Genomic DNA, 26,738 nt, shown 5'->3' with positions numbered 1-26,738 from the left:
AGTTTTTCGTATAATTTGCTAGAATTTGTGTGAAGAATTTTAAATATGAAAGGCCTATATATTAAAACTTACGGCTGTCAGATGAACGTTTATGACTCCATTTTAATGGAGAATATAGTTAAGCCTTTAGGGTTCAACGTTGTTAGTGATGCAGAACAAGCTGATTTGGTGATATTAAATACTTGTCATATTAGAGAAAAGGCAGCAGAAAAGCTTTACTCAGAGCTTGGAAGAATCCATTCATCACAAAAAAATAAGGAAATGACCATAGTGGTGGCTGGATGTGTAGCGCAAGCAGAGGGAGAAGAAGTGTTCAGAAGGGCTCCTTTTGTTGATATTGTTGTTGGTCCGCAGAGTATTCCTGCTTTACCGGAGTTGATAGTCAAAGCAAGCAGAAGTAAAGGTCATGTAATAAATACTGATTTTCCAGAAGTTGCAAAGTTTGATAAATTGCCGGATGAATGCTATGGCAATAGCCAGGGGTCTTCTGCGTTTCTTGCCATACAAGAAGGTTGTGATAAATTTTGTACGTTTTGTGTGGTACCATATACACGCGGGGCTGAGTATTCACGACCAGTAAATGAAATATTTCGTGAAGCATTGAATTTGGTTAAAAACGGAGCAAAGGAAATTACTTTACTTGGTCAGAACGTCAATGCTTATCATGGAGAGTGCGAAGGAGAGGTGTGGGATTTAGGAAAATTAATTAGTCACATTGCTAAAATTGAAAAGCTAGAAAGAATCCGCTACACAACTTCTCATCCAAGAGATATGCACGAATCTCTCTACTTGGTACATGCGGAGGAATCAAAACTCATGCCGTTTGTTCACCTACCTGTGCAGTCAGGTTCGAATAAAATATTGCATGCAATGAACAGGAAACACACTGCAGAGGAGTATTTGGGAATAATAGACAGATTGCGCAAATTGAAACCTGAAATCGAATTTTCTTCTGATTTTATTGTTGGTTTTCCTGGAGAAACTGAAAAAGATTTTGAGGAAACTATGAAGTTAGTAGAAAAAGTAAAGTACGCTCAGGCTTATAGTTTTAAATATAGCCCAAGGCCAGGAACGCCAGGGGCGGAAAGAAAAGATCAAGTACCAGAAGAGGTTAAAACAGAGCGTCTTCTTCGTTTACAGGAATTAATTAGCAAGCAACAACTTGAATTTAATCAGAGTATGATAGGAAAAACTATTCCTGTTCTATTCAGTGATAAAAAAGGTAAACACCAAAATCAAATTATTGGTAAAAGCCCATACATGCAATCAGTATGCGTTGATGATCCTGACGATAAATACAAAGATAAAATAGTAAATGTAAGGATATTGGAAGCTCGGCAAAATAGTTTGTTGGGATGCGCTGCCTAATTAGAGAAAAGTGCTCCCATGGTCTCATGTAGAAGCACTTTGTGTGTTTTTATAAGTTTATAAGCTATCTAGATTTAATCCTTAAGGGACTACAACTCTCTGTTACGCAATCATATGAGACTTGATATAATAGATTTGCGGGATTTTTTTCTTTTCCCACTGATAGTGTACTTTTTCAACCTTTCCAGAATTATTATATTCATAAGAAAGCGATCTCCAAATAACGCTGCTTTTACTATTATTTTTGTTAGCATCGTGAAATTTCTGATAAGGCCAACTGTTATTGTCTTTATTCATCTTTAACTTAAGTAAATAAGTCTGATTTATTAATATGCTGTATAATAATGTCAATACCTATCTATGTTTATAGAAACAGAGTTTTTGAATTTGTAATTTTCCAGAAAGATCTATATTCTTTGATTTTATCCAGTTAAAATGAATATGAAGTATTATCCTGATACAAGCAGCAGTCCTGATTTTTCATTGCTAGAAAAGGAAATCATAAAATTTTGGCAGGAAAATAAAATTTTTGAGCAGTCAGTCGAGAAACGTTCCAAGGATCATTGTTTTGTATTTTATGATGGGCCTCCGTTTGCAAATGGACTTCCGCATTACGGACACTTGCTTACTGGTTTTATAAAAGATGCATTTGCAAGATATCAAACTATGCTGCAAAAAAGGGTTGAACGCAGATTTGGTTGGGATTGCCATGGGCTACCGGCTGAGATGGGCGCGGAAAAGGAACTTAGAATATCTGGTAGAACTGAGATAGAGAAATTTGGCATTGAAAAATTCAATAATCATTGCCGTACTTCTGTGATGAAATTTTCATCAGAATGGGAGAAGTATGTAAATAGACAAGCAAGATGGGTAGATTTTCACAATGACTATAAGACTATGGATAAGTCATTCATGGAGTCGGTCATGTGGGCATTTAAGCAGCTTTATGATAAAGGTCTGGTGTATGAATCAATACGCGTTGTTCCCTATAGCTGGGCGTGCGAAACTCCACTCTCTAATTTTGAAACAAGGCTTGATAATGCATATAGAGAAAAAATTAGCAAAGCTGTAACTGTTGCTTTTGAACTTTTAGAAAATCCAAAGCAATTTAAACAAAAATGTAGATTACTTGCTTGGACTACAACGCCTTGGACGTTGCCGAGCAATCTTGCACTGGCAGTAGGGGAGGATATTGAGTATTGTATGGTGTTAGTAAATGGTGAAGTCTGCATCTTTGCTGAAAGTTATTTAGAGAAATTTGTCAGCCACTGTGAACAAAGCAATATTCAATATGAAAACTGTAATACAAAACTTAAAGCGAGTGATCTTGCAGGTCTTTCCTATAAACCACTGTTTGATTACTTTAAAGATACAAAGAATGCGTTCCGTGTTTTCATTGCTGATTATGTTACAGGAGAAGATGGTACTGGTGTTGTGCACACTGCTCCTGGATTTGGTGAAGAAGATTTTTACCTTTGCCAAAGCCATGATATTCGAGCTGTTTGTCCAGTTGATAACGCTGGAAAATTTACTACTGAAGTTTCAGATTTGGCAGGAGTTCATGTTTTTGATGCCAATGATACAGTAATCAAGAAATTAAAAAGGCAGGGGAGCTGGTTTAAAACTGAGCAATATATTCACAATTATCCACACTGCTGGAGAACTGACACTCCTTTAATCTACCGCACTATGCCTTCTTGGTATGTTGCTGTGACAAAGTTTAAGGGAAGAATGACAGAGCTAAATAAGAGAGTTAATTGGATGCCAAATCATATAAGAGATGGTCAATTTGGAAAATGGCTTGAAGGAGCGCACGACTGGTCTATTTCACGCAATCGATTCTGGGGTACTCCAATTCCTGTGTGGAAATCAGACGATGCAAAATATCCAAGAGTGGATGTGTATGGCTCAATAGCAGAACTAGAGCGAGACTTTAATGTTAAGATAGATGACTTGCACAGACCGTTTATCGATACTTTGACGAGACCAAATCCTGATGATCCAACAGGAAAATCAGTTATGCGTCGTGTGCCTGATGTGTTTGATTGTTGGTTTGAGTCTGGCTCGATGCCGTTCGCGCAAGTTCACTATCCGTTTGAAAATAAAGAATGGTTCGAGAAAAATTTCCCTGCGGATTTTATCACTGAATATATAGCACAAACAAGAGGATGGTTCTATACGCTTTTTGTGCTTTCCACTGCTTTATTTGACAGTGAGCCATTTAAGAACTGCATATGCCACGGTGTGGTTCTTGATGTGAAAGGGCAGAAATTATCCAAACGTCTGAATAATTATGCGGACCCAATGGAAGTGTTTGACAAATATGGTTCTGATGCGCTGCGTTTTCTTATGCTGTCTGGTTCCATTGTCTGCGGTGGTAATTTACTACTCGACAAAGAAGGAAATTTAGTGCGTGATGTTCTGAAAAACGTAATAAAACCTATTTGGAACAGTTATCACTTTTTTACTATGTATGCAAATGCAGATGGAATTAAAGCTGAGATTTGTCAAGATTATCAAAGTACTATTGATCGCTACATGATTTCAAAATGTTTTGAAGCTGTGGAAGGTATCCAAGCTTCTATGAACAACTATAACTCCCAGGAGGCTTGCAAAATCCTGACAGATTTCTTTGAAGTGCTAAATAACTGGTATATTCGTCGCAGTCGCGAGCGTTTTTGGAAAAGTGACTTAGATCAAGATAAAACCGACGCTTATAATGTTCTGTACACAGTTTTTTATTACATGCTTCGAGCTGCAGCTCCTTTGTTGCCACTCATAACAGAGACTATATGGCAAGGGCTTCAGTACAAAGAAACATCTGTTCATTTGGCTGATTTTCCACAATCAGATAGATATGACAGTGAACTCATTGCCAAGATGGATTTGGTAAGAGAGATATGTAACTCTGCATTATCCATCAGAAATACGTTTAACATGCGCATCAGGCAGCCACTTGGCAGTATGACCATTTATCATAGGTCTTCCTGCGATTTCCTTGAAAATGAATATCAAGAGATAATAAGAGATGAGGTGAATGTAAAAGAACTAGAAATAGTAAGTGAGTTGAAAGAAGTTGCGTCACTAGAGCTAAAACTAAATTTTCCGCTACTTGGTAAGAAGGTTGCAGATAAAATCAAGAAACTAGTTCAATATGTCAAAGAAGAAAAGTGGAAGCAAATTGAGAATGAGCAAATATTTCTGGGGGATGAAACAGAGAACTATACTATAGAAAAAGGTGAATATGAACTATTGTTAAAAGCAAACAGTGAATATTCTTCTGTATTTGATAACAATAAAGGGGTTGTTATTCTGAGCACTGAGCTCGATGACGAACTAATTCTAGAAGGGCTTGCGAGAGATGTTGTGAGGCTTATTCAAGAAACTAGAAAACAAGCTGATTTTCATATATCAGATAGAATCAGAGTAATAATTAAAGCAGAAGATGAAAAAATTAAGGAAGCAATAAATACATGGGTTGAATATATAAAAGATCAGACCCTTGCCTTATCTTTGGACACTAATAAAGAGATTGAGGCCGATTTCTATTCTAAGGAATACCAAGGTTTGACAGTTGGTATTAAGTTAATAAAGTTGCAAAGTTAGTAATGTTTATGCTATACTTAAATTGCTTTAAGTAGGGTGGTGATATGAATCAAGTTGTTGCAGATGGTCATAGAGAAGTTATTGATTTAAATAACAACAGTGATGGTTCAGGTAAAGTAGAATCTATTTCCAATGTTGCTTTGGAAGAGGAAGAAGAGTTTTTTGATGCTATGGAAGATGTTTCTAATGTAGAAGAAGGGAATGATTTAGGTCTTGCTACTTCAGAGGAGAAGGAAGAGTTTTTTGATGCTATGGAACAACAAGAATCTACTTACGATTTAGAGGAAGTGGAAGAATTCTTTGATAGCAAGGCTGCTACTTTTGATATTCCACTCAGTATATTTCATTATAAAGATTATAATTCTGACTTTTTTACCTCCTGGTATAATATGTCAAGCGAAATATTGAAAGAGATAAACAGAGCTTGCCCAGAGAAGAAAATATTAAATTTAGCTCTGTCAGTTTTAATGCTCCCTTATATTGCTTTTACTGCGCTGGGGTTAGTCATATACAGTAGATTTAAAGCAAATAGCAAGACACAAGAAGGTGTAGTGGAAGATAAGACAAAAAAGAGTGAAACAGGTGTGCCAAAAAGATTGGCATATGGCGCTCTTGCTGCAATGGCAATTTTTGTTAATGTGACTGTACTTGTAGCTTTGGTTGTTCCTGCAACAATTGCTTTAGCTACTTTTTATCTTTTAAATAGAGATTTATCTCATTCTTTAGTGGCTGCTCTTAAAATAAGTATGGGGCATTATTCTAATAAGCACCAAAATATAGAGGTGTCTTTTTATGAAACAGTAGTTTATGATTCAAGAATTAAATATGATATGGAAATAAAATTTCCACCACAATTTAAACAATTACTTAGAGACTTATGTGAGAATGAAAATAATCAGTGGTTTAGTGCAGAGCCGGATTCGGAGCATAATATCGTACTGAAATTGCCAATTAACATCAATTTAAAAAATGGTCTTAAGCCCTTGCATAATGAAATTAAGAATGTGCTTGCAACTTCAATTCAAGAATTTGCAAAAACTATGGAAGAGCTGATGAAGCTAGAAAAGAAAGAGATTACATATGATCAACTGAAGGAATTGTTGAACGAATTCAGGCTGAAAGTGGTGAGTAGCATAGATTCTAAGTTGACAACTCACTTAATAGAAAATGCTTATCAAGTTGCTTTTATACAAGCAATTAAGTTTCAGCAAAATAGACGGGGAGAAGATTTTTCACTGGAGGATGAGCTAAAAAATACTTTAGTGAAACAGAAATTAGAAAGTCAAGGTAAGGAATTACCAAATGAGAAAGAAGTGATAATCAAAGATTTGAAAGAACTAAAAATAAAGGAGTTACTTAATTTGACTGATGAAGATGATCGGCTAGAGTCCCTTATGAAAGTAGATGATATAAGTGATGATGCACTTCCTGTATTTAAAGCAAAATGGAAACAGCTTATAAAAGAAGGGAAAATAGCTGAAAGGACAATAATTAATACTTATGAAGATATGTACCCTCAAGAAACAAAGAAAGCTCTAGATAATGCTGAAAGAGAGATTGAGGATTTAAGAGAAATAGTACAGATAAGATATAATAGTGAAAAATTAAAAGAGATGCATAAAAATAGGAAAAACGGTAACTTAAAAGATGGTGCTTTAAAAAGGAAATTAGAAGATTTTTTTAAATTTGAATATGATGGTCAAAAAGTTGAGGAAATGCTAATAGAATCGAGAATAAGGACTATTCAAACTCTACCGAATAAGTCAGATAAAAAAATAAAGCAATGTGAATTAAATGAAATAAGGATTTCGGGTGAAGTGAATGACTTTGTAGAGAAGATGTATTTAGAAATAACAAGATGTAGAATTCAAGAGTTATTTGAAAAGCAAGGGGAAAGTATAAAGAATGTAGAAGATAATAAGGACAGGCTATTCAATGGAGAAGATGAAAAACGTCTAGTAAACAAGATTGTTTCTTATCGAAAAGAAATTGGAGAATATTTTACGCAACCTACAAGACTGAAGGAAATAATAGGAAAGCAGAATGAGGATTTGGATGTTGAGAAAAATAGTAAAGAAGAGAAATCTTCAAGTATGGAGTTAATAGAGTTATGCTTGCGAAATAACCAAGAAATTCTAAAAACATTAGAACAGTTGAAATTGGAAGAAAAAGGATTATTGATAAATGAAAAAACAATAAATGATTATAGAGAAGAACTAGAATCTCGTGAAAAAATAAAATTTGCAATAATAGAAGATGATTTACTGAAGGCGTTCGAGCATGAAATTTTTAACGAAGAAGCAATTAAGAAGTTACTAGAGAGAGCAGAACTTGAGTACTATTTGGCAGAAAAGTGCATAAAAAGTCCTGTGATTAAGACAAAAGACAATATCAAACATTTTTGTCAAGATTTATTGTCTCCTTTAATAAATAGGTTGGTGGAAAATATAGTAAATAATGTACCAAAAAGTGATAAGAGTTCATGGCTGCAGCCTATAAAAGCTATTAGGACAGGCTTGGGATATATTCAAACAGGTCTTGCCGTTGCAATGCGTGGGGATAAGAGCACAGAAGGAAAAGCGTTGAGTGTGGCACATGATACTCATAAGGAAGTAGAAACATTTCTTCAACATTTTCAATCAAGTTATGAGGAAGTAGGAGTTTTTTTTTGGGTAATTTATTTCTGATGATGGAACGACATTTAAAAATGATGTATGGCCTAAAGTAGAAGAGCATTTGCATGGAATGTGGGATAGGTTTTTCAAGGATATTGAATTCAAGATAGGAAATAAATTGGATGAAGTAAACGTGACACAGCAAAATCAGGAAACGGCGATTATGGCTTAATGATGAGCTCTCAAAGTTCCTTCAGTATTTTCACACACTAAGTTGACTATCATATTTGATTCTTTTTGGATTTCCTCTTCAGTTAAAGTGTGAGTTGGAGAGCAGAAAGTAACTGAAAATGCTATAGACATCTTATTCGATTCTATATTGTTTCCATGATATACATCAAATATCAAAACTTCTGTGATGAGCTCTGAGCTTTTTTTCACCATATTGATTATACTGCCTGCTGCTACATCTTTATTTACAATGAATGCAAAGTCGCGTTTTACACTTTGATATTTATAATCGATAAATTTTTTTCTACTTATAGGTAAATTTTCGATATTTTCTAATATCAACTCAAAGCCTACAATTTTTTGTTTGATGTTAAAAAAATCCAATATACTCGGATGCAATTCTCCAAAATAACCAACTATTTTACTTCTAAAAGATAAGGAGCCTGATTTTCCTGGGTGATAATATTCTTTTTCTGCTCTCTCTATTGCTAAATTATCACAATTGACATTAAAAAGTTCCAAAGCTGTTATGAGGTCAGCCTTTGCGTCAAAAATATCTATTTTTCTATCAGTGTTATAGTGGTTTTTCGGCGAATTATTTCCTGATCTAATTCCACTTAAAACGTACTTAGACTGAGCCTCACCATTATAAATTGGTCCAATTTCAAAAATTGCGAGATCAGATATCCCGTGAGCAATATTATCTGCAGTGACTTGCAACAAATTTGGTATGACACTTGGCCTCATTATATTGAAGTTATTATTAAATGGATTGTCGATAATGAATAACTTATTCAAGTAACCAAACTTTTCAGCTATTGATTCACTCATAAAAGACCAAGTTATCACTTCATGAAATCCTCTGCTTGTCATTAAAATGCGCAAATCATCTTGTGTCTCTTCTTCTACTGTAACGTCTTCTGCTAGTTGCTCTTCCTTTATTTTATCATAGCCGTATATTCTTACTGCCTCTTCAACTAGGTCAGCAGGTATTTTTATGTCTGGTCTCCAGCTTGGTACTTGTATATTCCAATTACCTTCGGTTTTTTTATCGATACTAAACCCTAGCTTTGTTAAAATATCGAATAGCTCATTAGGTGATGCAGATACACTTCCAAGTTTGTTTGCATCTTGATAATCAAAATTTATCTTGGTATCAGCCTTATTCAAATTGCCAGCAGACACTATGCTTGACACTTCTCCGCCACATAAATCCAAAATCATTTTGGCTGCAAGATTGAGTCCATCAAGGGTAAATTCAGGGTCAATTGAACGTGCAAATCTGTAACTTGAGTCTGTGGAGATGCCTAGCTGCCTTGAAGATTTAGTGATGGAGATGGGGTCAAACCAAGCAGACTCTAAAAAGATATCAGTAGTTTTAAGTGTACATTCGCTATACTTGCTGCCCATAATTCCAGCAATTCCATGAACATTTTTATCATCAGAAATAACGCTTATGTCTTTGTTTAATAAGTACTCTTTATCATTTAAACCAATAAATTTTTCTTCATCATTTGCTTTGCGTACTATGAGCTCTCCTTCTATTTTTTTTGCATCATACGCGTGCATCGGGCGCCCGAAAGATATCATAATGTAATTAGTAATATCAACTATTGCAGAAATGGAGCGCATTCCTATCGATTCCAATTTATCTTTTAGCCATTTTGGACTCTCTTTATTTTTTACATTAGTGATATATACTCCACTAATAAAACTCTCCCCATCGATGACTTTGACGTTTATTAGTGAGTTCATAGAAGCGGTAAGTTGTGGAATGATTAAAGTCTTTAACGTTCCAATTCCAGTTGCTGCTAGATCACGTGCTATTCCATAAACACCTAAGCAATCTCCACGGTTTGGAGTGATGTTTATGTCAATTACAGGATCGCAATTGAAAAATTTATCTCCTGTTTTATAATCATCAGAAAGCTCGATTATTCCTTCACTTTCATCTTGAGTCAGCGAAAGCTCAGAGGCAGAGCAGAGCATCCCTTCACTTAGCACTCCTCTTATTTTTGTAGGCTTAATTGTAAAGTTGCTTTCTGGCAATGTGCTACCAAGAGATGCAAGTACAGTCTTCATGCCTTCTTTAACATTTTTTGCTCCGCAGACTATCTGCAGAACTTTACTTCCATCATTTACTCTACATAATTTTAATTTATCAGCATTTGGATGAGGTGCGACTTCTAATACTTCTGCAACAACAAACCCGGCCAATCTGGAATTGTCGATCACATTCTCTACTTCCAACCCTATGTGAGTTAATTTATCAGTAATTTCCTCTAAACTAGCATTGGTTTCTAAGTACTCTAATAACCAAGATAATGTGAACTTCATTTATTTAACAGAAAATAAAAAAGTTATTGTAATGTAAAATATAATGATTTTAAAGCTTGTTGTAGTGAGTAGCTTCTCTAATTGTAAAAAACGAAGGAGAAGCCTACTTTTTCTACAAAGAAAGAATTTTCTTTATATCACCTTTGCAGTCCATTTCCATGCAGAGTTGAATGTTCATATTGTGATCATCTATATGGAAATTATAAATGTAAGCATCACCAGTGAAATTTCCTATAACATCATGGCTTTCATTTAGCATTTCACCTGCCATGTGGAAAAGACCAGTGTCTGAGTTAGAAGAATAATCTGTAAACTTGATGTACCCGTTACCACATTCCTGTTCTAAATTTAAAGGTGGATTAGTAAAATCTATTTCGTTCATAATTGCCTCATATTAAAATTAAATTATAGTTAAAATAAGATGTTAAGTCAAGAATTTAGAATAAGATTGGTAGCTGACTATAATTTGCATTTTAATTGTATATTTTGTTAATATATTAATGCTATAATAATACAGAGCTCCTTATCTTAATTCTTGACTTTATTTTATAAAATTTATACTTTATTTACTGCTGCAGTTTAAGTATACAGGGTCAAAATGGCGTTAAATCCGCTAGAACAATTTAAAGTATATACAATAATAGAACTACCAAAATTATTTGGGTATGACATAAACTTTACCAACTCATCTCTTTTTATGATGATCTCGGTGATATTAATGGTACTGTTTTTGCTCCTTGGAATAAGAAAAGGTGCAGTAATACCAGGATATTTGCAAGCTGCAGTTGAATATGTATATGATTTTGTTGTTTCAATAATAGAAAGTAACACTGGAAGCAAAGGTTTGGAGCACATTCCTTTGATATTTACAGTATTTATTTTCATTTTATCGTGTAATTTAGTTGGTGTTCTTCCTTATAGTTTCACAGTTACAAGTCATGTGATAGTTACCTTCGCTTTATCAATGGTGGTTTTTACTTATATAACGATTGTTGGGTTTAAAGAAAGAGGAGTAGAATTTTTACGCATATTGCTACCAAAAGGAACTCCTTCGTGGCTTGCACCTATAATCATCATTATTAAATTATTTGCTTATTTAGTAAGACCGATTAGTTTATCAATAAGGCTTGCAGCAAATATGATTGCGGGTCATACAATCATCAAAGTGATAGCAGGATTCGTCATAAATATGAACATATTTTTTACACCTGCACCTTTTTTGTTTATAATTGCACTAATAGGATTTGAAGTATTTGTTGCAGTTTTGCAAGCTTATATATTTACTATATTAACATGTGTATATTTGTCAGATGCAGTAAAGTAATTGACTTCCTTGCAGAATATTTTACAATTATATTATAAAGAAATAGTTAAAGGTAATATATGGATTTAGTGGCTTTAAAATTTATAGCAATTGGTTTGGCTGTATTTGGAATGCTCGGTGCTGGTTTAGGTATAGCTAATATCTTCTCTGCTATGTTAAATGGGATTGCGAGAAATCCTGAGTCAGAAGGTAAAATGAAAAGTTACGTTTATATTGGTGCTGCCATGGTTGAAATCATGGGGTTGCTTGCGTTTGTACTTGCAATGTTATTAATATTTGCTGCTTAACAGATGCCACAGCTTGATGTTTCAACTTTCTCTTCTCAAATTTTTTGGTTTTTAATTTTTTTCTCTTCACTTTTTTTTGTAGTCAGTTGTTTGTTTTTACCGAAGTTAGATGAAATAATAAGCACTAGAAGTAAAGAAGTGTTAGATTCATTTAATAGTTCTATTCACCTTTTAAGACTTACAGAAGAGCAAATTGCCAAGTATAATGCAGCTTTAAATCAAGCTAGAGTACGGGCAAAAAAAATCATAGATGATGCATTTGCTCAAGTAGAAGAAATGAGAGCGAATGTTAAGGATATATTGGAAGAGGAAGACAAGAAGATGATTAAACTTGTTGAAGAAAAGGTAGTACAATTTAAATCTAAGTATATTAGTGAATTAAAACAAATGGCTACTAGTATTGCTTTGATTTACTATACTAAGTTAACTAATTCTGAGATTGAAGAGGAATTTGTTGCTGACTTGGTGTCAAAAGAATTTTAGGGTTTTTATGTCTACATTACTAGTTATAAGCCTTGCTTTTTTAGTAGGTTTTATCCTCTCATATAAATTGTTAAGGAAGGTAATAAAAAACGCGCTTAACAATAAACGTAACAAAAGCAAGTTTTCAAGTGAAGAAACTGAAAAATTCAGAAAAGATATATTGGAGTATTACAAAAAATCTTCTGAAAAATACAAAAGATTAGATGCAGAAGTTAACAAAATGATGAATGAAGCACTTGATAAGGCTAATAGTATTATTAAGCATAATAGACAGCAACTCGATCAAACGTTAGATGAAAATTCCCATTCTAATTTGAAGAAAGTTACTGACCAAGTTGAAAAAGCTCTTGGGGATTTACAAGCTAACACAGCGAGTATAGCTGCTGATGCTGTAAAAAAAATAATGCATGAACGTAAAGATGATAAGCGTAGTAGTGAGGTTATATCTTCGTTTTCACGTGACTTGAGCAAAAAGTTGCATTAAGTTTAATGCCTGTACTTCAAACTGATAATGTAGAAAAAATTAAATTTGATTCTAGTTTATGCAAAGAACAAGAGAAACTTTTCTACTATAGGTTTAATATAATTCCTTGGCAAAAATTAAATGATACTACTTTTTTTATGGTTGAAGACATAAGCCAAGATATCAACCTTTGGGTCGAATCTCATTACGGTATTGAATATGTATTGATAAAAGTAGATAGCAAACAGATTTTAAATCTTCTTAACTCACACTTTGGTATTTCAGAATTCGCAAGTAACTACTTATATTATAAGAATCCTAATTTTTCAGCTAAAAGCATTAGGCTGAGTTCAATCTTTTTTTCCTCTTTCTTTGTTATGATTTCGACTTTAACACTGACAAAAAAATATGCATATTTTGCTTTGATGTTGATATTTATAATCGGATGTTCTAGTTCTTTATTCAAATTTGTAACTAAAATTTTTGGCTTGCGTAAAATTTCTAACCAAAAAGCAGATTATGATAAGATGAATGAACCTATATATACTATTTTATTGCCTGCTTTTAAAGAGAATGCGGTTATAAAGCAATTGATTAAGAGCATTGAAAGTTTGGATTATCCAAAATCAAAATTAGATGTAAAGCTTGTGATAGAGAGCGATGATCAAGAAATGTTGGCAGCTATAGAAAAATGCACTTTACCACAGTATTTTGAAGTAATAAAAGTGCCTCATTCTCTGCCTAGAACAAAAGCTAAGTCATGCAATTATGCTATGAGCTTTGCTAGAGGAAAGTATGTGGTAATATATGATGCAGATGACAAGCCAGATCCGTTGCAGTTAAAAAAAGCACTAATTGAATTTAATAAGGGCGACGAAAAGTTGGCTTGTGTACAGGCGAAATTAAATTACTATAACTTTGGTTGCAATTTTCTTACAAAATTCTTTTCTCTTGAGTATATGAACTGGTTTCAATATTTTTTGCCTGGATTTCAAAAAATGAACATGCCAATACCTTTGGGTGGTAGCAGTAACCATTTTTCAGTGGAAATTTTAAAGAAAGTGCTTTTTTGGGATGCTTACAATGTCACTGAAGACGCTGACCTTGGTTTGAGACTTGCGCAAATGGGATATAAAACCAGGATTATTGATTCAGAAACATTGGAAGAATCACCAACTACTGTGTTTGCTTGGATCAAACAAAGAGCACGCTGGATTAAAGGTTATATGCAAACTTATATCGTTCATTTAAAAAATATAAAATTACTTTTTAAGCACACTGGGCTTAAGGGAGTTTTGCTATTAAACCTTTTTGTTGGTTCCTCAGCTTTTATATTTTTCACGACTCCTTTTTTGTTACTTTCATTGGTGCTGACTCAAATTTTGAATGAATTATTCTTATATTATTTTATAATAGTATACGGTATTAACTTGATTTTTTTGATAATAGCTATCAGACAACAAAAAATGCCTTTTTATTTTTATATAGTATCAATATTTTTTCCCGTCTATAGTCTACTACATAGCGTTGCAGCTTTTCTCGCTTTGTGGGAATTTGTTATTCACCCTCAGCAATGGAATAAAACTCAGCATGGATTATGGAAGCAAAACCTGTAGCTATTTGGCTTTTTCTCTGCTCTCTCATGGTGATTTGCATGGTGGGAATTGGTGGATTTACCAGACTTTCAAAAGCAGGATTGTCAATCACGGAATGGAAACCAATTACCGGAACATTGCCACCGCTGAGTGAACAAGACTGGCTAAAAGAAAAATCAAAATATGAAGCTACACCTGAATATAAAGCATTTAATTATGGTATGAGTATGGAAGAGTTTCGCACCATATACTTAATAGAATATGTGCACAGGTTAATTGCAAGGCTGACAGGTTTAGTTTTTATCTTACCATTTATATACTTTACACTAAAAAAAAGAATACCTAAAAATGCAGTAATAAGGTTATCTACAGCACTATTATTTGGAATTTTACAAGCTTTTGCCGGTTGGTATATGGTTAAAAGCGGTTTGGTATCTAATCCTCATGTTAGTCACTATAAGCTCGCACTTCACTTACTGCTTGCGTTGGTTATCTTTGCATTATTGTCATATCAATTTTTTGATTACCAAATCAAACCAAAACAGATAATTAAAATTAATAGCAACATTACATGTTACATATGGATAATTTTAATCCTAGTGACAGTACAAATAATCTTCGGTGCATTTGTTGCAGGGCTAAATGCTGGTTTAATTTATAATACCTTTCCACTAATGGATGGACAAATTGTTCCGGAAGATTTATTTTACTTACAGCCTGCTTGGCTAAATATCTTTGAAAATAGAGTAACAGTGCAATTCATACACCGGGCATTGGCATTGCTGATATTAGTTCTGACAGCAATACTCACAATAAAAAATGCCAGTATAAAACCATTATATGTTATGCTATTCTCCGTCATCATTCAGGTAATTCTAGGAATAGTCACTTTGTTGCTGCATATACCAATGGCTATTGCTATAGCCCATCAAATGTTTTCATTTATCTTATTTGGATCAGGTTTATACTGCTTGCGTTATTTAAGAAATCAGATCTAATACCAAATCACCAGCATGTATATTTTTTCCTTCTTTAACAGGGATATTTTTTATCACCATTTCTGATTCAGCACATATTATATTTTCCATTTTCATTGCCTCCACAACAAAGAGAGGTTGTCCTACCTCTACCTGATCTCCAGCATTGACGTGTAATTTAACCAATAAACCGGATATTGGAGATTTTACAGCGTCTACTGAAATCCCTTCTGTTTTGTTGTTTAGCATTAATTTGCTTAGTTCAGCTACATGAGGTTTCAATACACAACATTTAGCTTTCATACCTGCGTGTCTTATAAAGTATTTGCTACCTTGTCTTTCTATTTTAAGTGCTATATTGGTATCATCATTAATTGTGATATATAGTAATCTGTAACTTGATTTCCACTTACCCACCACGGAGTATTTATTGTGGTTATATACTGTTGTTAATGTGTTATCTTGATACTTTGCATTTACGGAGTACTCATTGTCATCTATTTTCACTATGAATGCTTCGTCTGTTGACTTACTGTAATACTTTCCCTCATTTTCTAAGTGAACATACAGTGCAGCAAAAATAAATATTTTAATATATTCCTCTGTGATAAAATCGCCTTGAAACCCACTAGGATAATGGTCTGGAATGAATCTTGTGTGGAGTTTTGCTGCAATAAAGTTTGGATGATGGAAAATGGATTCTAGAAATTCTATATTATTTGTTACTCCTTCTATATAACATTCAGACAATGCTTTTTGCATTCTGCTGATTGCTTCTATTCTATCTTTTCCATAGGTTATAATTTTTGCAATCATTGAGTCGTAGAACATGCTGATTTCTGAACCGCTAGCTACTCCATCATCTATTCTTACATCATCTGGTTTGTCGTAATATTTGATTCTTCCGCTGGAAGGAAAAAATCTCTTTGATGGATCTTCAGCGCAAATTCTGCTTTCTATTGCAGAGCCAATAAGTTTAATATCATTCTGACCAAATCTTAATTTTTCTCCGCAAGAAATTCTGATCATCTCTTCCACTATATCTATTCCAGTGACAAATTCTGTGACTGGATGCTCAACTTGTAATCTCGTATTTACCTCAAGAAAATAGAAGTTTTGGTTCTTATCTACAACAAACTCGACAGTACCTGCTGAAAAATAATCAACTTGCTTTGCCAAAGAAACACATTGAGCATACATTTTTTGTCTTACTTCTTCACTAATAAATGGGCTTGGTGTTTCTTCTATTATTTTCTGGTTATTCCTCTGTACCGAGCACTCTCTCTCCCCAAGACACACTATATTGCCGTATTTATCTGCTATGATTTGTATTTCAATGTGTCTTGGCAGCTCTATATATTTCTCTATAAAAATACTGCCATCTTTAAAACTTTTCTCTGCTTCATTTGTTGCTGATGTAAATGCTAGTTCAATTTCTTTTTTGGAATATACAATTCGCATTCCTTTGCCACCACCACCTGATGCAGCTTTGAGCATAACGGGAAAACCAATCTCTTCAGCAACGATGGCTGCGTGGGCAGCATCTTCGATCTTACCCATATATCCTGGCACTACATTTACTCCAGCTTTTCTTGCCTCTTCTTTTGCCGTTATTTTATTGGCTGTAACTTCTATTGTTTCTGCACTTGGACCAATGAAATCTATGTTATGTTTTTCCAGAGCACGGGGAAAATCTGGATTTTCTGCTAAAAACCCATAGCCAGGATGAACCGCCTCGGCACCTGTTTCAACTGCTACTTCGCATATTTTTTCGATATTTAAGTAACTAAGATAAGCAGGCGAAGGGCCAATGTGCCTTGACTCATCTGCTTGCTTTACATGCACAGAATTTGCATCTGCATCTGAGTACACAGACACACAAGATATGCCCATCTTGTGCGCAGTTTTGATTATTCTGCAGGCAATCTCCCCTCTGTTCGCTACTAAAATCTTACTATACTTCTTTCTTATCATCTTATAAGTATACTTTCTTAAGTTAAGAAAGTAAATTTCTATATTACTACCTGCAAATACTTCACACTGGGGCTAAACCACTATCTAAAAGTTGCATAACATCAGGATCTGTCACTATAGTACTTTCGTTATAGAGGCCATATACTTCATTACATGCCTTAAATAACAGATATGAAGATCCTCCAGAAGCTATTGTTGCTATTGAAGCCAATGCAAGAGATTGAGAAGCCGAAAATAGAAGATACAAAGATACACACATAGCGGTAGCACACACTATAGCTCCTACTATATATAAGCATATATGAAACTTCTTATTACATATAAAGCCACATTTTATATCTGCAATTTGCTTAACTTCCTTCTGCTCTGAAGGATCCAAGAAGTAAAGAGGTGATACTGCCTTATTATCCTTAATATAGCTTTTATCGAGGAGTGCTTCCTTAATATATTTCTTATTATTCTTAAGTTCCTTTTCTAATCTTTTTACTTTTTCCCAGTCTTTTGCTTTTTCAACCTCAACCCTGGTACTTTCTTCTAAATCCTTTATGATCTTCTGTAACGCAGATAATAGAAACCCTTTACTTGCTGCTATATGAAATGGGTTTCCATTTTCATCAATTCTATGCTTAGCTACACAAGCAACTCTTTCCTTGCAAGAATCGACAAATTTATCCACATTCCCTTTTCTTGCAATTTCAAATAAATTATCCATATATACACCTCACTGCATTCACTAATATTAAATTATACAATGCAGTTTGTTAAAAATAAATGTAAATTGATCTTTCAAATTTACTATAGTTCCACGTTGTTGCAAGTACAAATTTTAGTTATCATCGGTTACGTTATCACAATAGACAAATATGCCAGGTATAGTCACTAGATTCGCTCCATCACCAACAGGATTTTTACATATTGGAGGAGCTCGCACAGCTTTGTTTAATTGGCTCTATGCGCAGCGTCATGGTGGCCAGTTTTTACTAAGGATTGAGGATACCGACAGAAAACGTTCAACACAGGAAGCAATTGATGCAATAATAGATGGGTTAAAATGGCTTGGAATAAGCTATGATGGAGAAATAGTATATCAATCAAAAAGAATAGATAGACATATTGAAGTTGCAAATCTTTTAGTTGAAAAGGGTAGGGCGTATCATTGTTACTGCCCCGAGAATGAAGTTGCGGAGAAGAAAATAAGAGCAAGGGAAGAAGGAAAAATATATAAGCATAAGTGTACTCATTCAACATCAAATGCAGAGCCTGTTGTTCGCTTCAAAGTGCCAGACTCAGAAGATATTGTTGTTGACGATAAAATATACGGCCAAGTTACAATAAGTAGCGACCAGCTTGATGACATAGTAATCTTGCGCTCTGACAATACTCCAACATATATTTTTGCTGTAGTGGTTGATGACCATGATGCTGGAATAACCGATATTATACGTGGCTCTGATCATCTCACTAATACCTTCAAGCAATTACTAATATACCAAGCTCTTGATTTTGATGTCCCACGCTTTGCACACGTACCGCTTATTCATGGAGAAGACGGGAATAAGTTATCTAAAAGGCATGGTGCAACAAGTGTTTGCGATTATGAAAAGATGGGAATATTGCCACAGGCAATGCGTAATTACTTGCTAAGACTTGGCTGGAGTCATGGCAACGATGAGATTATTAGCGATGAGCAAGCAATAGAGTGGTTTAATTTAGAAAGCATCGGTCGCTCACCTGCACGGCTCGATTTCAAAAAACTGGAGCATTTGAATAACCACTATATTAGTAATATGAGCAATGAAGATATTCTGACTCTAATGCTTAGAGAAAATACTCTAACTGACAAAAAAAAGGGCTATTTACTGCAGGGACTGACAGAGCTGAAAAAAAGAGCAAACTATTTGACCGAATTATTGGACTTAGCAAAATTTTATATTCAAGTTGATTTAAGTGAAGAAGCTCAGCAAATTGTCAAATCTAACCTCAATGTAATTAAGTTACTTGCATCATTTCTTTCGAGTGTAGGTAGTGAAGATTGGAATAAGAATTTTTTATCTTCTCAGATTAAGGAATTTTCAAAATTACATAATATAAAAATGAGCGATATATACCACTCATTACGCGCTCCAATAACTGGAATAATGGATGCGCCTGGAATCATCGATATCATGGTAATTCTTGGTAAAGATGAGTGTATAAAAAGATTGCAAGCAATTTAAATAAAAAATTGCTTGACAGACTCTAGTAGCTTCATTATAGTGGAGAATGAAGATTTTTTAGGATCCAAAATCTATCTTCACCTGCAGGTTTTTTCACCAAATAATCAAATTTCAGCAAAAAATATATAAGTTTATTTTTGCTAGCTCTTTATTCATATAGGAGGGTTTATGTCTAGAATTCCTGATACTTGACTTTTATTTTTAAGTTAAAAAAACAATTGGCGCCTATGGTTTTCACATTAAATCATTTTAAATTGTTAAAGTTAATACGGGCTTTTTTTGCCTTTTTTTATTGGTATTTTTTTCATATTTTATTATATCATTATACTGTGGTACCATATAGACTTCAGTTTCATGATAAGGGGAGCAGGCTCCGTCTCAGCTATGGAATTAAAAAATGACTATGCATAAGATCTAATGGTGTGTCTAATCTATAGATAATTTTTTGTATTGCTAAGTTAATATTTTACATATCTGTTCAGTAAAGTGGCAAAAAAGACAACTAAATGAGTGTCATGAAAGTAGCTTACACGTAGCTGTAGGAATTTCATTTTTTAAGGTAAATTACACAGCAAATATTGTCATTCAAGTAGCTATTCCAGCTTCTATAATGTCATGCCAGTGCTCGACACTGGCATCCAGCAAAATTTATCACAAACAAGACAACATTTTCAATTAAAAAACCAGTGTCTGGATGCTAAGATGACACCTTCATAAGGGAGCCAGCATCAGCTACTTTCATGACACTCATTTAGTTGTCTTTTCTCGGTTACCTTATTTTGCCACTCTGCTGAACAGATATTAAAATAGCAAGCCTCAAGGTCAGAAGCCTGCTATTACTTACTGATTACTTTACATCAATTTTCTTGATGTGTTTCTCTGATTTAGGTATGGTTACATGCAATACCCCATCTAAAAAGTTGGCAGATACCTTATCTTGCTCTACATTTGTTGGAAGTTGAATAGATCTATAGAAAGAACCATAGTACCTTTCTTTGTGGTAAAACTGCTTATCTTTTGATTCATTATCACATGTTTTTTCACCCTTCACTATTAAGTTATCGCCAGATATACTAATGTCTATGCTTTCTTTAGGAATACCTGGTAACTCTAATGATAGGCAATAGCTTTCCTTTGTTTCATAAAGGTCACAAACTGGTAGTAGGCTACTGCCTCTTTTAGAAAGCTCTGGGTTCCATCCTGTAAAAAAGCTATCAAATATGTCATCAACGGCTCTTTGTAACCCTCTTACACTAAAATTATCACGATTATTGTTTTTATTTAAATGAACTATATTACTCATGTTGTACCTCCTTTTACTAATACATGAACTACATAATCACTCCACTTATTGATTTCAATCCTAAATCTAAAATTTTTTAGATGCGAAAAATTTTCCCCGTTTACTATAACCTGATTATGAAAAAAATCTTATTTGGATTACCACGAGTAGTTCTATAAACTAGATTAACTGTAAAAAAGGGCAAGTGTATGCAAATTTATTACTTCTCTTTCCACTTCCACAATCAAACAATTTTGAATGTTTCTTATTTGACTTGTCAACAATGAGAATTAGTATAACTGCTAGCTCCGTCTTTCAGCTATGGCATTAAACAATGACATGCATAAGATCTAATAATATGTATAATTTATAAATAATTTTTGAGGTAAATTGTGAAATTGGGCGTTAATATTGATCACGTTGCAACCCTTCGCAACGCACGTGGAGCTTCTTATCCAGATCCATTAAAAGCAGCAAAAATAGCTATTAATGCTGGAGCAGATTTTCTCACCGTACACTTACGAGAAGACAGAAGGCATATCAGAGATGAGGATGTATTCAATCTAAAACAAAACATTAGCACTGAGTTAAATCTTGAAATCGCAGCTACGGAAGAAATGCTCAAAATAGCAAAAGAAGTAAAACCCTACTCGATTTGTATAGTACCAGAAAAAAGAGAAGAATTAACAACCGAAGGTGGCCTGAATATCGTGAATATGCACAGTAAACTTTCTGGTATAATAGAGGAAATGCATAGCTTTGACATAAAAGTCTCACTGTTTATCGATCCAAATATTAATCAACTAAAATATCTTGAGAAGCTAGAAAGAAAGCCTGACATAATAGAAATTCACACGGGGGATTACTGTGATAATCCATCAGAGGAAAAATTAAAACTTATTACTAACTCTGCAGAATACATTAATAATCTAGGAATAGAATGCCACGCAGGACATGGCATAAATTATAAACACGCTAAAGAAATAAAAAAGATACCTCACATCTCAGCTCTTAATATAGGCCATTCTTTAATCAGCGAGGCTATATTTCATGGCTTACATAGTGTAACTAAAAAGATGAAAATGACAATATCTAAGTAGATAATACTTTTTGCTTGCTATTTAAAATACTTAAAAGAGTTTGGCTTATTTTAAATTTTACCCTTGTCTTTTCAGGAACGGTCATAATCTCACCATTTTGAGGATTACGGCATTTTCTCTCCTTATTTATAACAGTAGAGAATGTACCTATTCCATGTAGACGTATTTCGCCTTTGCGACTTAGCTGATCCTTTATCATTTCCATAAACATGTCATGAACATTACTTAAATCAGATTTTGTTATGTCTATATTCTGACTAACACAATCTTGTTTTAGTCGGTTTATTATATCTTCTTTACTCATAAATTACCTTAATATTGAAAAATCACATAAATAGCATATTATGCTAATGCTAATAGTCAACTAAATTTACTCTAAAAATAGGAAACATCATAAGCTTTACACAAATATTTATACAATATTTACAAAAAACATCACTATCTCTTAGAAAACTGACATTTTTTCCGAGCTTTATGTTGACCATATTTCTTACGCTCAACAACACGTGAATCTCTAGTTAGGAATCCACCCTTACGTAATATAGAGTGTAGATCTTGACTTATACTACTTAAAGCTCTGCTTATTCCATGAGCTAAGGCACCTGCTTGGCCAGATAGTCCTCCACCTTTTACAGTTGCAAACACATCATACCTATCTAACATAGAAGTTACTATGAATGGCGCTTTAATCATTTGACACACTGATTCTCTTTTAAAATAAGAAATTAAATCATCTTTTTTATTAACACTAAATTTTCCACTTCCTGGCTTTATCCATACTCTTGCTACAGATTCTTTCCTTCGACCTGTGGCATATGAACGACCAAGTGAGTCAATCATTGCCTTTTTTGGCTGATCATTATTATTTATTTTCACTTTTTACTCCATTATTTCTTATTTTTACGATTTAAAGAGGCAAAATCTATTTTTTCAGGTTGCTGTCCTTGATGCTTATGTTCTGAACCAGAATAAACATACAAATTTTCAAACCGTCTACGTGCCATAGGACCATCATCAAGCATTCTTTTTACTGCCATTTTTATCACACGCTCAGGGAATTTGCCATTTAAAATATTATCTGGAGTAGTTTTCTTTAAACCACCAGAATAACCTGTATGCCTATAGTAGATTTTATCTTTAAGTTTCTTTCCGGTAAAATGTACCTTTTCTGCATTAACAATAATTACATTATCTCCACAATCCATATGAGGTGTGTATTCAGGCTTATGCTTTCCACGCAATAGCGCTGCTACAAACGCTGCAAGCCTTCCTACTACTAATCCTTCTGCATCTATAACAAGCCATTTTTTATCGACTTGTTTCTCTTTTAAGAAAAAAGTTTTCATATATCAATACATAACAGTAGATTATGATACACTGAGTTGCTTGATAGTGTCAACAACATTAGTTACAACATTAGTTATTGATTATTAAAGTAATTTATGCTAATAACTTAAACAACATGCTAGAAAGCAAAATGTTTCGATTGATTATTATACTTATAATTGCTTTTGGTACTATAGGTTGCTATGCAATCGATTTGGAAGAAGCCATAAGCAAAGCTATCAAAAACAGCTCAAAAATAAAGTCTCAGTTTTACCAATATAAGAGTGCTGAAAAACAGCTGAAATCTTCTGGATTGGCTGGATTTTTACCTGACATTAATTTACAATATAATTTCGATAGTAATTTTAATATTATTAACGATCGACAAAACTCTGGAAAGCGTCTAACATTAAGCCAAAGAATAATAGACGGTGGGGGCACTTTTGCTACATTTAGCCGATCAAGTCATCTTCTTAAAGCAGCAAAAATTAGATTTCAGCAGTCAAAGCAAGAAGTTGCACTCAGCGCTGTGAAAGCATATGTTAATGTTTTACAAAAGGCAGAAATATTAAAACTGAGAGAACATAAAGAACGTGTTTCTTTAGAACATTTGTCAGCTATGAAAAAACGCTTTTCTCTTGGAGAAGTTACTAATGCTGAGGTTTTATTCGCAAAAGCAAAATTTTCATCTTCTATATCCAAAAGAGTTGATGCTGAAGGTGAATTAAAGCTCGCTAATATTGCTTACTATCATTTAATTGGTGAAGATGCTGATAATCTTCACGAGACTAATGGTAAACTACCTTCTATACCAGAATTAAATGAATGTTTACAATTAGCAAAAACTAATAACTTGTCCCTAAAAGCAGCAGTTTATCAAAAAAGAGCTGCTGGAATGGAAGTGATTGCTGAAAGTTCCAAGTGGCTTCCTTCTTTGAATCTAAGCGCAAGTAAAAATTTTGGAAAGGACAATATAAAATTGGACACGTTACTAGAAAATGTGAATGTTGTCTTTACTCTTGATATTCCGATCTTTAAAAGAGGAGTTAATGTTTTTGGTGTTAGTAGAGCTAAAATGGATGCAAAACAATCCACTTACGATTATTACGAAGCAGTAAAAAATATAGAACAAGCAGTTATAAATGCTTGGAATAACGTGCTGACAGCAAAAGCTATTATTAAAGCAAGTCAAGAAGCAGAAAAAGCAGCAGCTTTAGCATTGGAAGGAGTTGCGCAAGAAGTAAACTTAAATTTAAAGAGCACAATTGATCTTTTGGATACTGAAGATGAACTATTTAAAGCACGTTCCGATCTAATTCAGGCAAAAAGCAATTATGTAATTAGTGTTTACAACTTGCTTTTTATGATAAATAGTATAAACCTTTAAATTTAATGGTATGAGCGATAATCAATCTGTAAAAGATATACTAGAAGATATAAAAAAAGCTATATCGGGTAAAAATCCAAGTGGTGATAGAGCAGAAATAATAGATGAAGATGATGACGTATTATGCCTTGAAGAGGAGTATCCAGAAGACATCGAAGAAAAAGAAAATAGTGAAGAAGAGAATAATTGCCAAAGTGAGAAAATGAATAACCAATTTAATAGTTACAACTCAGAAGAGAAAAATTTGTATGATAATATCCAAATGAGTAATAACAAAGTGAGCTATCAAGAACAAAGTAACGAGCATTTAGTTTTAAAAGAAAATATGGAGGAAATTAAAACATTGCTTGAAAAGATGCAAAGCGAACTACGGCATAAACAACAAAAAAGAGCGGATCTTACTGTTGAAGAATTAGTTGTATCTCTTTTAAAACCTCAGCTTTCAGAGTGGCTGAATAAGTATCTACATGCATTGGTAAAAGAAGTAGTTGAAAAAGAGCTCAAAGATATAATCAATAATAAGTAGGTTATTAGTATAAAGACCAGAGTAAAAACAGCTAGAGGTAGAAAGTTATCTTCAACAAGATGGCTACATCGCCATTTGAATGATCAGTATGTGCAAAAAACCAATAAGGACGGTTATAGATCGCGCTCGGCATATAAGTTAATAGAAATAGACGATAAATTTAAACTACTCCAACAAGGGCAAAAAATTATTGATCTTGGCGCTTTTCCTGGTGGATGGTCACAAGTTGCATCTAAGAAAGGAGCGAGTGTGATTGCTGTTGACATAAAACCAATAAACGCAATTAGTGGAGTAGAGTGTATACAGTGTGATATTATCAGCGAACTTGAAATTTTAAGAGAAAAATTCAAGGATCACAAATTTGATGTAATTTTATCTGATATGGCACCAGAATCTTGCGGTTTAAAATCGTTAGATCATATCAGAATTATGCTTTTATGCGAAGCAGCGCTCAATTTTGCAAAGCATTTTTTGAATCATGATGGCAAATTTGTAGTAAAAATTTTTCAAGGAGAGTCTGATAAAGATTTCTGCAATGAGCTAAAAAAAATGTTCAAAACAGTAAGATACTTCAAACCAAAGTCAAGTAGATCTGAATCTACAGAAATGTATTTAGTAAGTTTAGGCTTTATTGGTGGCAACTATTCTGTATAGCATATACTTACAGAAACGTTGACGAATCTTATCCTATTAAACTGAAGATTAATAACGCTCGCACAAAAGCCCTTTTTCTTGTTTAAATATTTATGATAATTAATTAAATTCTTGACTTTATTACTAAAATATATAATAATTAAAGTATATTATTATTTTTATAGGAGAGTTTGATATGTATTTAGAATTGTTGAAACATATATTAAGTATAGTAAATCGTGAAAATGATTTGAATGGTAATAACATAGTTGAAAAAATAAAAGAGGAACTAAAAAAAAGAGACCTCCCTGCTTATCAAGAGTGGGAGAAGAAAGCTTTTAATATGAATTATGAATTTAGTAAAAATAATGATTATAACAAAAAAGAATTAACATTATTAAATGTAGCATGTCTATATAATCAAGAAAATGTAGTAAAAGCTCTATTAGAAGTAAAAGGTATAAATGTTAATTTTCAAGATGGATCTGGAAAAACTCCTTTGTATATAGCTGTTGATAAAGGTCATCACAAGATAGTAAGAGCTCTATTAGAAGCCGGTGCTAATCCTTTAGTAAAAAGTCGTTGTAACAAAAATTTGGCAGAAATATTTACTAAAAAAGCAATTGGGAAAGCAGTAGACTTGGGTGCTCATATATTTATTATTGCATCTTGTATAGCTGCTATAGTAGTTACTTATGCATATTTTTTTGGTGTGTCATTATCAGTAGGTGCTATGGCTGGGATAGCTGTGGCTGCTGCTGTACTCACAGGACTTGTTGCTGGTGGTATTACGTATGAAGTGTATAAGCCTTGTGATGAGTTAAAGGACGCTATTGCAAAAGCAAAGTCAAGTCCTGGTCAGAAGCTAAATGGAGTTGATTTACAATCAGAAATTTCTTCAAAGTCAAGTGTAACAGTGTAGTTAAGTAGAAGGAAGAAGTCTCTTCTTCCTTTTCAAGTAGCTGACACTGATTTTCATCCAAAATAGTTTCATTCAAGTAGCTGACA

At 33.6% G+C, this 26,738-nt stretch carries 22 protein-coding genes and 1 pseudogene; 15 read left to right on the top strand and 8 right to left on the bottom strand.

The genetic code is table 11. The features are described from left to right. Positions 1–45: 45 nt before the first annotated feature. From miaB to WP_RS03100, 3 genes and pseudogenes are all read left to right on the top strand, one after another. Positions 46–1,368, top strand: coding sequence for a tRNA (N6-isopentenyl adenosine(37)-C2)-methylthiotransferase MiaB (miaB, locus tag WP_RS03115; RefSeq protein WP_012481870.1), 1,323 nt, complete (start codon positions 46–48; stop codon positions 1,366–1,368). Between the two features lie 435 nt (positions 1,369–1,803). Beyond that, positions 1,804–4,974 carry an isoleucine--tRNA ligase gene (ileS, locus tag WP_RS03105; protein ID WP_012481868.1) on the top strand — a complete coding sequence of 1,057 codons (3,171 nt, stop codon included), beginning with the start codon at positions 1,804–1,806 and terminating at the stop codon, positions 4,972–4,974. A 44-nt stretch (positions 4,975–5,018) separates the two neighbouring features. After that, a pseudogene (locus tag WP_RS03100) lies at positions 5,019–7,821 on the top strand (hypothetical protein). Here the strand turns inward: WP_RS03100 and pheT are convergent. Beyond that, positions 7,818–10,157, bottom strand: coding sequence for a phenylalanine--tRNA ligase subunit beta (pheT, locus tag WP_RS03095; RefSeq protein ID WP_007302049.1), 2,340 nt, complete (start codon positions 10,155–10,157; stop codon positions 7,818–7,820). The pseudogene WP_RS03100 and the gene pheT overlap by 4 nt on opposite strands. Before the next feature lie 112 nt (positions 10,158–10,269). After that, the gene (locus WP_RS03090) at positions 10,270–10,539 is read right to left on the bottom strand and encodes a hypothetical protein (RefSeq protein ID WP_010402566.1); all 270 of its coding nucleotides are present in this window, start codon (positions 10,537–10,539) and stop codon (positions 10,270–10,272) included. A gap of 216 nt (positions 10,540–10,755) precedes the next feature. Between WP_RS03090 and WP_RS03085 the strand changes: the two genes are divergently transcribed. Genes WP_RS03085 through WP_RS03060 form a run of 6 tightly spaced genes read left to right on the top strand, consistent with a single transcriptional unit; the run spans position 10,756 to position 15,307 of the window. Next, entirely contained in the window at positions 10,756–11,481 is a 726-nt protein-coding gene (locus tag WP_RS03085; protein ID WP_007302047.1) for a F0F1 ATP synthase subunit A, read from the top strand. Between the two features lie 59 nt (positions 11,482–11,540). After that, entirely contained in the window at positions 11,541–11,768 is a 228-nt protein-coding gene (locus WP_RS03080; RefSeq protein ID WP_006014985.1) for a F0F1 ATP synthase subunit C, read from the top strand. A gap of 3 nt (positions 11,769–11,771) precedes the next feature. Further along, complete coding sequence (locus tag WP_RS03075) at positions 11,772–12,251, top strand: F0F1 ATP synthase subunit B family protein (RefSeq protein WP_007302046.1); 480 nt, start codon at positions 11,772–11,774, stop codon at positions 12,249–12,251. Positions 12,252–12,258: 7 nt separating this feature from the next. Further along, a complete protein-coding gene (locus tag WP_RS03070; protein WP_007302045.1) occupies positions 12,259–12,735 on the top strand; it encodes a F0F1 ATP synthase subunit B family protein in 477 nt (158 codons plus the stop codon). Positions 12,736–12,740: 5 nt separating this feature from the next. Continuing rightward, positions 12,741–14,330: a glycosyltransferase family 2 protein gene (locus WP_RS03065; protein ID WP_007302044.1), complete on the top strand. Its 1,590-nt coding sequence runs from the start codon at positions 12,741–12,743 to the stop codon at positions 14,328–14,330. Continuing rightward, positions 14,312–15,307 carry a COX15/CtaA family protein gene (locus tag WP_RS03060; protein ID WP_012481867.1) on the top strand — a complete coding sequence of 332 codons (996 nt, stop codon included), beginning with the start codon at positions 14,312–14,314 and terminating at the stop codon, positions 15,305–15,307. The genes WP_RS03065 and WP_RS03060 overlap by 19 nt, the downstream gene beginning before the upstream one ends. On the opposite strand, the gene WP_RS03055 is transcribed toward WP_RS03060, so the two are convergent. Together WP_RS03055 and WP_RS03050 are read right to left on the bottom strand one after the other, a co-directional pair. Then, positions 15,290–17,260: an acetyl-CoA carboxylase biotin carboxylase subunit gene (locus tag WP_RS03055; protein WP_012481866.1), complete on the bottom strand. Its 1,971-nt coding sequence runs from the start codon at positions 17,258–17,260 to the stop codon at positions 15,290–15,292. The genes WP_RS03060 and WP_RS03055 overlap by 18 nt on opposite strands. Before the next feature lie 61 nt (positions 17,261–17,321). Beyond that, positions 17,322–17,972, bottom strand: coding sequence for a hypothetical protein (locus WP_RS03050; RefSeq protein ID WP_007302041.1), 651 nt, complete (start codon positions 17,970–17,972; stop codon positions 17,322–17,324). A 151-nt stretch (positions 17,973–18,123) separates the two neighbouring features. Between WP_RS03050 and gltX the strand changes: the two genes are divergently transcribed. After that, complete coding sequence (gene gltX / locus WP_RS03045) at positions 18,124–19,476, top strand: glutamate--tRNA ligase (protein ID WP_007302040.1); 1,353 nt, start codon at positions 18,124–18,126, stop codon at positions 19,474–19,476. Positions 19,477–20,323: 847 nt separating this feature from the next. Here the strand turns inward: gltX and WP_RS03040 are convergent. Next, positions 20,324–20,779 (bottom strand): Hsp20/alpha crystallin family protein, encoded by a 456-nt coding sequence (locus WP_RS03040; RefSeq protein ID WP_007302039.1) that lies wholly within the window; start codon positions 20,777–20,779, stop codon positions 20,324–20,326. A gap of 371 nt (positions 20,780–21,150) precedes the next feature. Here WP_RS03040 and WP_RS03035 point away from each other — a divergent pair, with 371 nt between their 5' ends. After that, positions 21,151–21,858: a pyridoxine 5'-phosphate synthase gene (locus WP_RS03035; RefSeq protein ID WP_007302038.1), complete on the top strand. Its 708-nt coding sequence runs from the start codon at positions 21,151–21,153 to the stop codon at positions 21,856–21,858. On the opposite strand, the gene WP_RS03030 is transcribed toward WP_RS03035, so the two are convergent. From WP_RS03030 to rplM, 3 genes are all read right to left on the bottom strand, one after another. Next, on the bottom strand, positions 21,851–22,162 hold the full coding sequence (locus tag WP_RS03030; protein WP_007302037.1) for an HU family DNA-binding protein: 312 nt from the start codon (positions 22,160–22,162) through the stop codon (positions 21,851–21,853). The two genes, WP_RS03035 and WP_RS03030, sit on opposite strands and share 8 nt — an antisense overlap. Positions 22,163–22,296: 134 nt before the next feature. Further along, positions 22,297–22,698: a 30S ribosomal protein S9 gene (gene rpsI, locus WP_RS03025; protein ID WP_052264863.1), complete on the bottom strand. Its 402-nt coding sequence runs from the start codon at positions 22,696–22,698 to the stop codon at positions 22,297–22,299. Positions 22,699–22,745: 47 nt separating this feature from the next. Then, complete coding sequence (gene rplM, locus WP_RS03020) at positions 22,746–23,204, bottom strand: 50S ribosomal protein L13 (RefSeq protein WP_006014941.1); 459 nt, start codon at positions 23,202–23,204, stop codon at positions 22,746–22,748. Positions 23,205–23,335: 131 nt separating this feature from the next. On the opposite strand from rplM, the gene WP_RS03015 reads away from it, so the two are divergent. The 4 genes from WP_RS03015 (at position 23,336) to WP_RS03000 (ending at position 26,652) form a co-directional block, all read left to right on the top strand. After that, on the top strand, positions 23,336–24,571 hold the full coding sequence (locus tag WP_RS03015; RefSeq protein ID WP_012481865.1) for a TolC family protein: 1,236 nt from the start codon (positions 23,336–23,338) through the stop codon (positions 24,569–24,571). 10 nt (positions 24,572–24,581) lie between these two features. After that, on the top strand, positions 24,582–25,097 hold the full coding sequence (locus tag WP_RS03010; protein WP_007302034.1) for a PopZ family protein: 516 nt from the start codon (positions 24,582–24,584) through the stop codon (positions 25,095–25,097). A 75-nt stretch (positions 25,098–25,172) separates the two neighbouring features. Next, the gene (locus tag WP_RS03005) at positions 25,173–25,751 is read left to right on the top strand and encodes an RlmE family RNA methyltransferase (protein WP_007302033.1); all 579 of its coding nucleotides are present in this window, start codon (positions 25,173–25,175) and stop codon (positions 25,749–25,751) included. A 175-nt stretch (positions 25,752–25,926) separates the two neighbouring features. After that, a complete protein-coding gene (locus tag WP_RS03000) occupies positions 25,927–26,652 on the top strand; it encodes an ankyrin repeat domain-containing protein (RefSeq protein WP_007302032.1) in 726 nt (241 codons plus the stop codon). The last annotated feature ends 86 nt before the right edge of the window (positions 26,653–26,738 follow it).

The organism is Wolbachia endosymbiont of Culex quinquefasciatus Pel, assembly GCF_000073005.1.
GTDB lineage: Bacteria > Pseudomonadota > Alphaproteobacteria > Rickettsiales > Anaplasmataceae > Wolbachia.
This window is presented reverse-complemented; position numbering and strand designations above follow the sequence as displayed.

Coding starts and splice junctions, on each gene's coding strand:
- WP_RS03040 (WP_007302039.1), bottom strand. CDS start 20,779: ATGAGTAATATAGTTCATTTAAATAAAAACAATAATCGTGATAATTTT.
- rpsI (WP_052264863.1), bottom strand. CDS start 22,698: ATGATTGACTCACTTGGTCGTTCATATGCCACAGGTCGAAGGAAAGAA.
- WP_RS03030 (WP_007302037.1), bottom strand. CDS start 22,162: ATGAGTAAAGAAGATATAATAAACCGACTAAAACAAGATTGTGTTAGT.
- WP_RS03080 (WP_006014985.1), top strand. CDS start 11,541: ATGGATTTAGTGGCTTTAAAATTTATAGCAATTGGTTTGGCTGTATTT.
- pheT (WP_007302049.1), bottom strand. CDS start 10,157: ATGAAGTTCACATTATCTTGGTTATTAGAGTACTTAGAAACCAATGCT.
- WP_RS03060 (WP_012481867.1), top strand. CDS start 14,312: ATGGAAGCAAAACCTGTAGCTATTTGGCTTTTTCTCTGCTCTCTCATG.
- WP_RS03015 (WP_012481865.1), top strand. CDS start 23,336: ATGTTTCGATTGATTATTATACTTATAATTGCTTTTGGTACTATAGGT.
- WP_RS03010 (WP_007302034.1), top strand. CDS start 24,582: ATGAGCGATAATCAATCTGTAAAAGATATACTAGAAGATATAAAAAAA.
- rplM (WP_006014941.1), bottom strand. CDS start 23,204: ATGAAAACTTTTTTCTTAAAAGAGAAACAAGTCGATAAAAAATGGCTT.
- gltX (WP_007302040.1), top strand. CDS start 18,124: ATGCCAGGTATAGTCACTAGATTCGCTCCATCACCAACAGGATTTTTA.
- ileS (WP_012481868.1), top strand. CDS start 1,804: ATGAATATGAAGTATTATCCTGATACAAGCAGCAGTCCTGATTTTTCA.
- WP_RS03085 (WP_007302047.1), top strand. CDS start 10,756: ATGGCGTTAAATCCGCTAGAACAATTTAAAGTATATACAATAATAGAA.
- WP_RS03065 (WP_007302044.1), top strand. CDS start 12,741: ATGCCTGTACTTCAAACTGATAATGTAGAAAAAATTAAATTTGATTCT.
- WP_RS03055 (WP_012481866.1), bottom strand. CDS start 17,260: ATGATAAGAAAGAAGTATAGTAAGATTTTAGTAGCGAACAGAGGGGAG.
- WP_RS03050 (WP_007302041.1), bottom strand. CDS start 17,972: ATGGATAATTTATTTGAAATTGCAAGAAAAGGGAATGTGGATAAATTT.
- WP_RS03090 (WP_010402566.1), bottom strand. CDS start 10,539: ATGAACGAAATAGATTTTACTAATCCACCTTTAAATTTAGAACAGGAA.
- WP_RS03070 (WP_007302045.1), top strand. CDS start 12,259: ATGTCTACATTACTAGTTATAAGCCTTGCTTTTTTAGTAGGTTTTATC.
- miaB (WP_012481870.1), top strand. CDS start 46: ATGAAAGGCCTATATATTAAAACTTACGGCTGTCAGATGAACGTTTAT.
- WP_RS03075 (WP_007302046.1), top strand. CDS start 11,772: ATGCCACAGCTTGATGTTTCAACTTTCTCTTCTCAAATTTTTTGGTTT.
- WP_RS03000 (WP_007302032.1), top strand. CDS start 25,927: ATGTATTTAGAATTGTTGAAACATATATTAAGTATAGTAAATCGTGAA.